The organism is Paenibacillus sp. FSL R7-0179, from assembly GCF_038002265.1.
Classification (GTDB): Bacteria; Bacillota; Bacilli; order Paenibacillales; family Paenibacillaceae; genus Paenibacillus_AQ.
The window spans coordinates 778,580-790,861 of record NZ_JBBOCC010000002.1; the positions used below are offsets into that span (position 1 = coordinate 778,580).

10 protein-coding genes are annotated in these 12,282 nt (G+C 54.0%); all 10 read left to right on the forward strand.

Annotation, left to right across the window (positions count from 1 at the left end):
- Window positions 1-227: 227 nt before the first annotated feature.
- The 10 genes from MKX63_RS20075 (at window position 228) to MKX63_RS20120 (ending at window position 12,278) form a co-directional block, all read left to right on the forward strand.
- Entirely contained in the window at window positions 228-3,902 is a 3,675-nt protein-coding gene (locus MKX63_RS20075; protein WP_341019540.1) for a nitrate reductase subunit alpha, read from the forward strand.
- Complete coding sequence (gene narH, locus MKX63_RS20080; RefSeq protein ID WP_341019542.1) at window positions 3,892-5,463, forward strand: nitrate reductase subunit beta; 1,572 nt, start codon at window positions 3,892-3,894, stop codon at window positions 5,461-5,463. The genes MKX63_RS20075 and narH overlap by 11 nt, the downstream gene beginning before the upstream one ends.
- Window positions 5,456-6,022 carry a nitrate reductase molybdenum cofactor assembly chaperone gene (gene narJ, locus MKX63_RS20085; protein WP_341019544.1) on the forward strand — a complete coding sequence of 189 codons (567 nt, stop codon included), beginning with the start codon at window positions 5,456-5,458 and terminating at the stop codon, window positions 6,020-6,022. Before narH ends, narJ begins: the two co-directional genes overlap by 8 nt.
- Entirely contained in the window at window positions 6,019-6,705 is a 687-nt protein-coding gene (narI, locus tag MKX63_RS20090) for a respiratory nitrate reductase subunit gamma (RefSeq protein ID WP_209875083.1), read from the forward strand. Before narJ ends, narI begins: the two co-directional genes overlap by 4 nt.
- Before the next feature lie 53 nt (window positions 6,706-6,758).
- Window positions 6,759-7,217 carry a GAF domain-containing protein gene (locus MKX63_RS20095; RefSeq protein ID WP_341019547.1) on the forward strand — a complete coding sequence of 153 codons (459 nt, stop codon included), beginning with the start codon at window positions 6,759-6,761 and terminating at the stop codon, window positions 7,215-7,217.
- Entirely contained in the window at window positions 7,217-8,260 is a 1,044-nt protein-coding gene (locus MKX63_RS20100) for a sensor histidine kinase (RefSeq protein WP_341019548.1), read from the forward strand. Before MKX63_RS20095 ends, MKX63_RS20100 begins: the two co-directional genes overlap by 1 nt.
- Before the next feature lie 28 nt (window positions 8,261-8,288).
- Window positions 8,289-8,936 carry a response regulator transcription factor gene (locus MKX63_RS20105; protein ID WP_036691001.1) on the forward strand — a complete coding sequence of 216 codons (648 nt, stop codon included), beginning with the start codon at window positions 8,289-8,291 and terminating at the stop codon, window positions 8,934-8,936.
- A gap of 23 nt (window positions 8,937-8,959) precedes the next feature.
- The gene (locus MKX63_RS20110) at window positions 8,960-9,487 is read left to right on the forward strand and encodes a hemerythrin domain-containing protein (RefSeq protein WP_341019549.1); all 528 of its coding nucleotides are present in this window, start codon (window positions 8,960-8,962) and stop codon (window positions 9,485-9,487) included.
- A 144-nt stretch (window positions 9,488-9,631) separates the two neighbouring features.
- A complete protein-coding gene (locus tag MKX63_RS20115) occupies window positions 9,632-10,477 on the forward strand; it encodes an Rpn family recombination-promoting nuclease/putative transposase (RefSeq protein WP_341023145.1) in 846 nt (281 codons plus the stop codon).
- A 310-nt stretch (window positions 10,478-10,787) separates the two neighbouring features.
- Window positions 10,788-12,278 (forward strand): nitrate/nitrite transporter, encoded by a 1,491-nt coding sequence (locus MKX63_RS20120; RefSeq protein ID WP_341019550.1) that lies wholly within the window; start codon window positions 10,788-10,790, stop codon window positions 12,276-12,278.
- Window positions 12,279-12,282: the final 4 nt, after the last annotated feature.

Consider the following 12,282-nt stretch of genomic DNA (forward strand, 5'->3'; position numbering starts at 1 on the left):
GGAACTTCCCCGGAGAGAAAGAGGGAAGTCCCTAATGGGACTCCCGGCAAGGCAGTGCAGCGCAGAAGTCAGAGCTTTTCTCCTCCGGGCGGAAGGCTTGTTTGCTGTGTGCTGAGATCAAGGGATTTCCCGAGGTTCAATAGGTGTTTCCCTAATGGGAAGCGCGGCCGGGTAGATCCATAATGAGATTAATTGAATAGATTCGTACAAAGGAGTGTTCTGGACAGATGAAGAAGAAATTCGGCCTTAACTTTTTTAAGCCGGTGGAGAGCTATTCCGGGAACTGGTCCATTCTTGAAGAGAAAAATAGAGATTGGGAGAACATGTACCGCCAGCGCTGGTCTCACGATAAAGTAGTCCGCACCACCCATGGCGTGAACTGTACAGGCTCCTGCAGCTGGAAGGTGTTCGTGAAGAACGGGATTATCACCTGGGAGAACCAGCAGATCGATTACCCGTCCTGCGGACCGGATATGCCGGAGTTCGAGCCGCGCGGCTGTCCGCGCGGAGCTACCTTCTCCTGGTATGAATACAGCCCGCTGCGTGTGAAATATCCGTATGTCCGCGGGAAGCTGTGGCGGCTGTGGCAGAGCGCGCTCCAGGAGCATGACAATTATGTCGATGCCTGGGCCAGCATTGTGGAAGATCCTGAGAAGGCCAGCCAGTATAAGAAAGCGCGCGGCAAGGGCGGCCATGTCCGGGTAGCCTGGGATGATGCTTTGCGGCTGATCGCAGCGCAGCTGATCTATACGATCCGCAAATACGGACCGGACCGGATTGCCGGATTCACACCGATTCCGGCCATGTCGATGGTCAGCTACGCCTCAGGGGCGCGGTTTATCTCGCTGCTGGGCGGTCAAATGCTGAGCTTCTATGACTGGTATGCCGATCTGCCTCCGGCTTCGCCGCAGATCTGGGGCGAGCAGACGGATGTCCCGGAATCCTCGGACTGGTACAATGCCGGATACCTGATGATGTGGGGCTCGAACGTGCCGCTGACCCGGACGCCGGATGCCCACTTCATGACTGAAGTGCGCTACAAAGGCACGAAGGTCGTATCGGTTGCCCCGGATCTCGCCGAGAACGTGAAGTTCGCCGACAATTGGCTGGCTCCGAACCCCGGCTCGGACGCGGCGCTTGCCCAGGCGATGACGCATGTTATCCTGCAGGAGTTCTACCAGGAACGCCAGGAGCCCATGTTCCTGAATTATGCCAAGCAATATACGGATATGCCGTTCCTGATTCTGCTTGATCCGCATGAGGACAGCCTGAAGGGCGGACGCTTCCTGCGGGCCAGCGATCTGGGCGATGCTTCTCCGCACTCGGACTGGAAGCCGGTGATCTTCGATGAAGCAACTGGCGAGATGATCGTGCCGAACGGGACGATGGGCCAGCGCTGGGAGGAAGGCAAGAAGTGGAACCTGATTCTGGAGCGGGAGGACGGCAGCAAGGTGGAGCCGGCCCTGACGATCGAAGGTCACGGGGAAGAATGGACGGAGATCGTATTCCCGTACTTCGACAATGCCGGTAACGGCACCTTCAGCCGGATTATTCCGGCCCGGAAGGTGAAGCTTGCGGACGGCACGGAACGTTATATCGCCACCGTATACGACCTGATGATGAGCCAATACGGCATTAAGCGCAGAGACAGTCTGCTGAACGCTAAGGGGTATGAGGATGAATCCTCTCATTATACTCCGGCCTGGCAAGAGAAGATTACTACAGTAAAAGCAAGCGTCGTTGTGCAGATTGCCCGTGAGTTCGCCCAGAACTCCATTGATACAGGCGGACGCTCCATGATTATCATGGGCGCAGGCATCAACCACTGGTTCAACAGCGATACCATTTACCGTTCGATCCTGAACCTGGTGGTACTGACTGCATCCCAGGGCGTCAACGGGGGCGGCTGGGCACATTATGTCGGCCAGGAGAAATGCCGTCCGATTGAAGGCTGGTCCACGGTTGCCTTTGCCAAGGACTGGCAGGGTCCGGCGCGGCAGCAGAATGCAACCTCGTTCTTCTATTTCGCCACCGACCAGTGGCGTTATGAGGAGAGCGGCACCGATTCGCTGAAATCGCCGACCGGCGGGGATGTCGCTTACCAGCACCCGGCAGATTACAACGTACTTGCCGCGCGTCTGGGCTGGCTGCCGTCCTTCCCGCAATTCAACAAGAACAGCCTGCTGTTCGCCGAGGAAGCGGCGCAGCAAGGCAAGAAGACGAATGCCGAGATTATCAGCCACGCCGTTGAAGAGATTACTTCACGGAAGACGCGGTTTGCTGTGGAAGATCCCGGCGCACCGGAGAACTTCCCGCGTTCCCTGTTCATCTGGCGCTCGAACCTGATCTCCAGCTCCGCCAAGGGCCAGGAATACTTCATGAAGCATTTGCTCGGCGCATCGGACGGTCTGCTGGCCGAGCCGAATGAGGAGCAGAAGCCGGAGGAAATCGTCTGGCGGGAGGATGTAGAAGGCAAGCTGGATCTGATGGTCGCCCTGGATTTCCGGATGACCACTACACCGCTATATGCCGATGTTGTTCTGCCGGCCGCAACCTGGTATGAGAAGACCGATCTGTCGTCCACCGACATGCATCCGTTCGTCCATCCGTTCAATCCGGCCGTGAATCCGCTGTGGGAATCCCGGTCCGACTGGGATATCTACCGCCAGCTCTCGGAGGTATTCTCAGAAATGGCGAAATCGCAGCTGCCCGGCGTTTATAAGGATGTAGTGATGTCCCCGCTGGGCCATGACTCCATCAGCGAAATCTCACAGCCGATGGGTCTGGTCAAGGATTGGACCAAGGGCGAAGTGCCGGCTATTCCGGGTAAAACCATGCCGAACTTCACCATTGTTGAGCGGGATTACACGCAGATTCATCATAAATACAGCTCGCTCGGACCCAATCTGGCTACCGGCAAAGCAGGCGCACACGGCGTCAGCTTCTCGGTTGCTGAGGAATACGAAGAGCTGAAGAAGATCAGCGGTGTGCATTACGATGAAACGATCCGGCACGGACTGCCGAAGCTGCAGACGGCCCGTCAGGCCGCGGATGCTATTCTCCATCTGTCTTCCGCCACCAACGGCCGCGTCTCCCAGAAGGCCTATGAGTCCGCGGAGAAGGATCACGGGGTCGAGCTGCGGGATATTTCCGCAGACCGGGCCGCCGAGAAAATTACGTTCCAGAGCATTACTGCACAGCCGCGCGAGGTGATTCCGACACCGGTATTCAGCGGCTCGAATAAGCAAGGCCGCCGCTATTCACCGTTCACGACGAACATCGAACGTCTTGTTCCGTTCCGTACCCTGACCGGAAGACAGCATTTCTATATTGACCATGAGATCTTCCAGCAGTTCGGCGAAGCATTGCCGGTCTACAAGCCGACCCTGCCTCCAATGGTCTTCGGACCCCGTGACAAGGAAGTGAAGGGCGGGATGGATGCACTGGTTCTGAGATACCTGACACCGCACGGCAAGTGGAATATCCACTCGACCTACCAGGATAACCAGCACATGCTGACTCTGTTCCGGGGCGGTCCGACGGTGTGGATCAATAACGAGGACGCCGCGGCTCATGACATTGCGGACAACGACTGGCTTGAGGTCTACAACCGGAATGGTGTGGTCACTGCACGCGCCGTAGTCAGCCACCGGATGCCGAGAGGCACCATGTTCATGTACCACGCCCAGGATAAGCACATTCAAGTACCGGGCTCCGAGATTACGGATACGCGCGGCGGAAGCCACAATGCGCCAACCCGGATTCATCTGAAGCCTACCCAGATGGTCGGCGGATATGCACAGCTCAGCTACGGCTTCAACTACTACGGTCCGATCGGCAACCAGCGAGATGTCTACGTAGCCGTTCGCAAAATGAAGGAGGTCAACTGGCTTGAAAATTAAAGCGCAAGTTGCAATGGTAATGAATCTGGATAAATGCATCGGCTGCCACACCTGCAGCGTGACCTGTAAGACCACCTGGACGAACCGCAAGGGTGCGGAATATATGTGGTTCAACAACGTGGAGACGAAGCCGGGCATCGGCTATCCGAAGCGCTGGGAAGACCAGGAGCTGTACAAGGGCGGCTGGCAGCTGCGCAAGGGCCGGCTTGAGCTGAAATCCGGCAACAAGCTGTCGAAGATCGCGCTCGGCAAAATCTTCTACAACCCTGATATGCCGGAAATGAAGGACTACTATGAGCCGTGGACGTACAACTATGAGAACCTGACAAACGCCGGGGAGCAGAAGCATTCCCCGGTTGCCCGGGCCCACTCTGCTGTCACTGGCGAGAAGATGGATCTGGAATGGGGACCGAACTGGGAGGATGATCTGGCGGGTGCGCATGTGACCGGTCCCTTAGACCCGAACATTCAGAAGATCGAGGAAGAGATCAAGTTCAACTTCGAGAAATCCTTCATGATCTATCTGCCCCGTCTGTGCGAGCACTGTCTGAACCCGAGCTGCGTGGCTTCCTGCCCGTCCGGTGCGATGTACAAACGCGATGAGGACGGAATCGTTCTCGTGGATCAGGAAGCCTGCCGCGGCTGGAGATATTGCATGACCGGCTGTCCGTACAAGAAGGTGTACTTCAACTGGCAGACCAACAAGGCGGAGAAATGCACCTTCTGCTTCCCGCGTGTGGAGGCAGGCCTGCCAACGGTCTGTTCCGAGACCTGTACGGGCCGTATCCGCTACCTTGGCGTTCTGCTGTATGACGCCGACAAGGTGCTGGATGCCGCGTCCACCCCGGACGAGAAGGATCTGTACCAGGCCCAGTGCGATCTGTTCCTGAATCCGCATGATCCAGAGGTTAGAGCCCAGGCGAGACGGGATGGTATCTCTGAGGACTGGCTGGAGGCTGCGCAGAACTCACCGGTCTACAAGCTGGCGATTGAGCATAAGCTGGCCTTCCCGCTGCACCCGGAATACCGGACGCTGCCGATGGTATGGTATGTACCGCCTCTTAGCCCGATCATGAATTACTTTGAGGGCAAGGATTCCTTGAAGAACCCGGATATGATCTTCCCGGCCATCGAAGAAATGCGTACGCCTATTCAATATTTGGCGAATATGCTGACAGCTGGCGACACAGAGACGGTGAAGGAAGCCCTGCAGCGGATGGCGATGATGCGCTCTTACATGCGCGCCCAGTCTACCGGCCAGGAATTCGATCTTAGCCGACTGGACCGTGTCGGCATGACGGCGCAGCAGACGGAGGAGATGTACCGGCTGCTCGCGATTGCCAAATATGAAGACCGCTTCGTGATCCCGACCTCCCACAAGGAGCAGCACATGAACCCTTACCGTGCGCAGGGCGCCGCCGGCTACGGCAGCGACATGGGCGGACCCGGCTTTGGCTCCGGCTGTGACGGCTGCGGACCGGCCAGCCCTTCCGGCGACACCATGAAGACCGGCAAGGAGATGTATGAAGAGAATTTCTACGGGGGGATCTGGCGTGATTGATCTGAGCAAACTGCATCATTACAAGCAATCCTTCGGTTATTTCGCCCTGCAGCTCATGTACCCGGAGAAGCTGGATTTCCATCCGGCTTTTCTGGAAGAGGCATTTGACCCCGGCCACCCGGCATATTCCAATGTGCAGACCTACTGGAAGCTCATGCAGAGCTTCAGCCTGGAAGAGATTCAGGAGAACTATGCGGCTACGTTTGATTTTCAGAAGGACTGTGCGCTCTATATGACCTATTTCAAATTCGAGGATGCCAAGGAACGCGGGCAAATGCTCGCTAAGCTGAAGCTGCTGTACGAAATGTTCGGCCTCGAAATGCCGGAGAGTGAGCTGCCGGATTACTTGCCGCTGATGTGTGAGTTCATCTATGCGGCAGAGTGGCTGGATGTCCCTGGTGCGCCGGAGAACTTCCGGATGCTGATGGCGATTCTGGAGGATGGCTCGTATCATCTGGTGAAGGCGCTGGAGCAGCGGGAGAGTCCTTATTATCACCTGGTTAAAGGGTTGCGGGAAACCTTCAAAGCATGTGCGGAACAGGAGGCCCTAAGTCAATGAATATGATGGGTCAGTTTTTATGGGTTATTTTCCCTTATATGTGTATGGTCGTATTTATCGGCGGACATATTGCCCGCTACCGCAAGGATCAATTCAACTGGACAGCCAAATCCAGTGAATTCATTGAGAAAAAACAGCTGAAATTCGGCAGCATTCTGTTTCACCTCGGCATCATGCCGGTCATTCTGGGCCATATCGGCGGTCTAGCCGTTCCCAAGTCCTGGCTGGAAGCTGTCGGTGTCAGCGATCATATGTACCATATCGGTGCTGTATACATCGGGGGAATCTTCGGTGCGGCCACCCTGGCAGGGATGCTGATTCTGACCTCACGGCGCTTCACACTGAAGAATGTCCGCCGGCTCAGCAGCGCCTCTGATCTGATCGTCAACTCGCTCCTGCTGTTCATTGTGTTCATGGGGATGTACTCCACGATTGTCACGAATGCGGTACAGCCTGAGTTCGACTACCGGGATACCATCTCGGTGTGGTTCCGCGGCTTGTTCATGTTCCGCCCGGACCCTTCGCTGATGAGCGGAGTGCCGTTCTCCTTCAAGCTGCACATCCTGTCAGGGTTCGCGATCTTTGCCTTCTGGCCGTTCACCCGGCTGGTTCACGTATGGAGTGTTCCGTTGAATTATGTAGGCAGAAGTTATATCCTATACAGAAGAAATAAATCAAATTAACGGAAGAGAGCAGCGTGGACTTCTTTCCCTGTTCGATCCGAGGAGAGAAAGCGATGATGAATAAGGTGGATTACCAGACCCGGCTGGACCAGATCCGCGCGGCGCTGGGATATGACTTCATGTCGCTGGCGTTCGCCGAACCGGCGGAGTATGACTATGCGATCCGCTGGAAATACGCCTCAGGCAATATCAGTGACCGCTACAAACGGATTGTGCTGCAATCCGGCAGAGGGATTGCCGGCATCGTGTTCAAGACCGGCAAGCCGTTCCTGATCCCTTCGGTGAAGCTCATGGTGAAGCCCGACAGCCTGTTCAATTACCCCATCACCAAGATGGAGAATCTGAACAGCATCGGGGCGGTGCCGATGTGGAATGATGCCCGCGTGGCAGGTGTGCTTCTGGGCGGCTTCAGAGGGGACCGGCAGGTGACCGCTGAGATGCTGCGTGACCTGGAAGCGACGGCGCGGGGCGGCATTGGAGACTTGAACGGGAAGGAATTGTTGCTCAGTTGATGAACCCTGCTACGGATTTGCGCGGTGAGCTTATGACGAAGCTGTTCGAGAACAGCTCGGAGGCGATGTTCTTTTTTGACCGGCAAGGGAAAGCCCTGGCGATGAATCCGGCTGCCGAGACGATTGTCGACACGGATATTCTGAAGCAGCTGTATCAGGGGAATCCTGAAGCGCTCTGCGGGACCTGCCGGGGATATACCAGCGAGACGGAGCTGCGGACCTGCCTGAATTGTTATTTTCACACCCCGGACTCGGAGGAGTTCACCTCTTATCAGGTCTATCTGGAGACCAGGGACAAGGGGATTGTGCCTTATGCCGCGACCTTTCACACGATAGATGAAGAGAATGGAATCCGGATCTTTATGCTCAGGGATTTAACGAGACAGTTCAAGACGCAAGAGAAGTTCTACCAGAACAAGATGATGAAGCATATTATTGAAGCCCAGGAGAATGAACGCAAGCGGATCTCCCGTGAACTGCATGACAGCGTTGCGCAAGAGCTGATGAGTGCCGTGATTGATCTGCGTGTGCTGAAATATATGACAACCGATGACGGGCTGCTGAAAAAAGTGAAGCAAACCGAAGTGTCGATGACCCGTCTGCTGAGTGATATCCGCAACCTGTCGGTGGAGCTTAGGCCGGCTGCCCTGGATGATTTCGGTCTGGAGGCGGCTTTCCGCTCTCACTTCAAGCGGGTGGAGCAAACGTATGGCCTCGTGATTGAGTATGAATCCCGGCTGCCCGAGAAGCGGTACGGGAGTGAGATTGAGACGGTTATGTACCGGGTATGCCAGGAAGCGGTGCTGAATGCCTTGAAGTATGCCCAGGTAGACAGTGTCAAGGTCTCGCTCACCGAGAACGGCGGCATGCTGCAGCTTCTGGTTCAGGATGACGGTATCGGCTTCCAGCTGGGGGATGAGCCTACCGGAACCGGACTTGGCCTGTTCGGAATGCAGGAGCGGGCGGAGCTGGTGGGCGGAACCTTCAGTGTGGATTCAGAGACCGGCAAGGGGACCCGGATTATGCTGCAGGTTCCTGTATGATGGGCCCGAGGAAAGGAATGAGCTTCTGATGAAGATCGTCATTGCGGACGACCATGCAATCGTGCGCAGCGGATTCTCTATGATTCTTAATTTTCAGGATGATATTGAAGTGATCGGAGCAGCGGCGGACGGCAGAGAAGCCTACACCATGGTCGCCAAGCTCCGGCCGGATATCCTGATCATGGATTTAAGCATGCCTCCCGGAGAAAGCGGACTGACCGCGACCGGCAAGATTAAGGAGGATTATCCCGATACCCGAATTCTCATTCTGACGATGCATGACGATGATGAGTATCTCTTCCATGTCTTGAAGAACGGGGCCTCCGGGTATGTGCTCAAGAGTGCGCCGGATGAGGAGCTGTTGCTGGCGATCCGCACGATTTATGAAGGCGGTACTTATATTCATCCCAAGATGGCTACGTCGCTTGTCCGTGAGTTCATTAAGCAGGACAAGACCGGCGGGACCGAGGATCTGTTCGAGCTGCTGTCCAAGCGGGAGCTAGAGATTCTTCCGCTGATTGCCAAGGGCTACGGGAATAAGGAGATTGCCGAGAAGCTCTTTATTTCCGTTAAGACCGTGGAGGCCCACAAGGCCAAAATTATGGAGAAGCTTAACCTTAAAAGCCGGCCCGAGCTGGTCGAATACGCTTTGAGGAAAAAAATGCTGGATTTCTGACCGGCCACTGGAGGGTTAGCTGTATGCCGGAACGTACAAACCTTAAGTTTACGCTGCCCGCGATGCGCATCCTTGAGAATGAACACCGCTATTTATCTTTTCTGATGGAGGAATGGCATGCCATTGTCCTCTGGTTTGAGCAGGAGCAGATTACGCTGGAAGAGGCCAAGGCACAGCTTCAGAAGCTGCGTAAGGCAGTGCAGGAGTTCGACGTCCCGCTGAAGCGGCACACGGAGAAGGAAGAGACGTATTTCTTCCCGCTGCTGGGCCGGTATATCGGCTTCGACCAGGGACCGCTGGCAGGCATTCAGGAGGAGCACCGCGAGATTGACGGGTACATCGGGCATTTCCTGCATCACTCTGAGGGTGACATCAGCCAGATGACGCTCGCTGGAATCCGCTCAGCCGTGCGCGATGCGGGAGAAGCCTTCGAGGTGCTGACGGTCCATTTTGTCAAAGAAGAGACGGTCATCTTCCCGATGGGCGAGAACCAACTGAGTCCGAAGGACAAGGAACGTTTAAGTGAACAGTTAAATACGCTGATTACGTGAGAATGATGATATTAGATGTCAATGATCAGACTGCTCCAAGTTGGGGCAGTTTTTTTGGCGTATTGTCATTCGGAGCATAGCTAGTTTTGTCTACAACGCATAGTTCCGCCATGATATAATAAGGCTATAAGGATTGGAGTGATAATAGTGGAATTGCTCGATGCAAGGAACGACTTTATCTTCAAGAAAATATTCGGCAGCGAAAACAACAAAGATGTGCTTTTAGCCTTTCTTAACAGTACCTTTATGGAGTCCGGTGAACCACCGTTAACTGAGATCATATTAATGAATCCTTACACAGATAAAGATGCTCCGGCTGAAAAGCAGTCCATACTGGACATCAAGGCGAAAACGGCAGAGGGCAAGCGAATCAACATCGAAATGCAATTGTTCAATCCTTACAATATGGAGAAGCGGACACTTTTTTACTGGAGTGAGATGTACTATCACCAAATTCAAAAGGGCGACGATTACAGCCAATTGAAGAAGTGTGTTACGATTAATATATTGAACTACTCCTGCCTACCGAATGACCGCCATCATAATGTGTTTCGCCTTCGGGAAGATCATACCGGGATTTCGCTGAACAATGATCTGGAGATTCATGTGATGGAATTAACAAAGCTCGAGGAGAAGGCAATACCGTTAACAGGCGGTTTAATCAACTGGTTATTATTCCTGAAGGGTGTTGAACAACCAAACTGGGAGGTGCTGACCATGAATGAACCGATGTTAAAAAAAGCAATGGATACTCTTGAATTTCTGAGTCAGGATGCCGCTACACGGATGGAGTATGATGCCCGGATGAAGTATTTGCGTGATGAGGCTTCACGGATGAACGGAGCTAAGGCGGAGGGAATTGCTGAAGGTGTAATTCTTGAAAAAAGAGAAACCGCACGTAAACTATTGGAATTGGGACATGAAGTAGATTTTGTTGTTAAACTCACCGAGCTTTCTGAACAGGAGGTTCAGAACCTGAGGAAGAATTAACATTCTATGGATAAACTGATGAAGCTCATAGATTTTCAAAAAGCTACTCCAATTTGGGGCAGCTTTTTTGTTATATTGTCATTTTGACGGGGCTGTTTTTTACAAGGATTTATATGTTTTAGGGTCCCCGCAAAGTACCTGAGTCATCACCTACGCTAAAGCCCCACTTTGTGGGGTTATTTTAGGGTTTACCCTGTCAGGGAAAGGGGACTCCCCTATATCTGAGCCGGGGAACGGCGGATACAATGAGTACAGGAAATATCGATAACAGGAAATCATCACAAGAAAAAACGGCGAAAAGGTGAAACGAATGATTAAAAAAATGCAATTGCCGCTGCAAACCTTAAACTTGATTACCGGATTCATGGTGTGGGTGATTATCTCCTCCTTGATGCCCTTTATCTCGGAGGATATCAGCATTCCTCCCGGGCGGCTGGCGATGGTCACGGCGATTCCGGTCGTGCTTGGCTCGATTCTGAGAATTCCGCTGGGCTACTATGCGAATATTCTGGGGGCGCGGATTATTTTTATGTCCAGCTTCGTGCTGCTGCTGTTCCCGGTCTACTTCATCAGTGTGGCTTCAACCGTAACCCATCTGATTATCGGCGGCCTGTTCCTGGGTGTCGGCGGCGCGGTCTTCTCTGTAGGGGTAACCTCTTTGCCGAAGTACTATCCGAAGGAGAAGCACGGTCTGGTTAACGGTATCTATGGAATCGGGAATCTGGGCACAGCGGTTACAACCTTCTCGGCGCCTATCCTGGCAGCACAGTTCGGTTGGGCCAACGCAGTCAAAATGTATCTGATTCTGCTGCTCGTCTTCATCGTTCTTAACTTCTTCTTCGGGGACCGTCAGGAGCCTAAGCTCCGCACTCCGATTATTGAACAAATCAAGGGCGTGTCCAGGAACGAGAAGCTGTGGCTGTTCTCACTGTTCTATTTCATTACCTTTGGCTCATTTGTAGCCTTTACCATTTATCTGCCGAATTTTCTGGTATCCAGTTTTGGTCTGGAAAAAGTCGACGCCGGGATGCGAACCGCCGGCTTCATCGCAGTAGCGACCTTCTTCCGTCCGATCGGCGGCTGGCTTGCTGACAAGTTCCAGCCTTTGTTCTTACTTATCTTCACCTTCAGTGTATACACGGTGGCTGCCATTATTCTGGCCTTCATGCCTGACATGGGCCTGTATACAGCAGGCTGCCTGGCGATTGCGGTAAGTGCCGGAATCGGCAACGGTGTTATTTTCAAGCTGGTGCCGTTGTACTTCAATAAGCAGGCGGGGATTGCCAACGGGATCGTATCAATGATGGGCGGTCTGGGCGGATTCTTCCCTCCGATTATGCTATCTGTGATTCATGCGGCAACCGGACAATATTCCATCGGCTTCATGCTGCTGTCCCAGGTGGCGCTGGCCAGTCTGGTGCTCGTGGTATGGCTGTACTTTCAGGACCGCCTTGCCCTCACCTCTGAGGTGTTCAATTCGACCGGCCAGGGGATTCTGGTTACGGATGTGTCCGGCCACATCAAGACAGTCAATCCGGCGTTCACGAAGCTTACCGGCTATACCGAAGAAGAGGTGCTTGGCAAACAGCCAAGCCTGCTGAAATCCGGCCGCCAGCCGAAGGACTTTTACCGTGTGATGTGGGGTGAGGTCAAGGCAAAGGGCATGTGGCAGGGAGAGATCTGGAACAAGCGCAAGAATGGAGAAGAGTACCTGCAGTGGCTGAATATCAGCGCTGTGAAGGATGAGACTGGTGAAGATGTCCGGTATGTAGGCACCTTCAGCGATATTACGCAGAAATAAACGG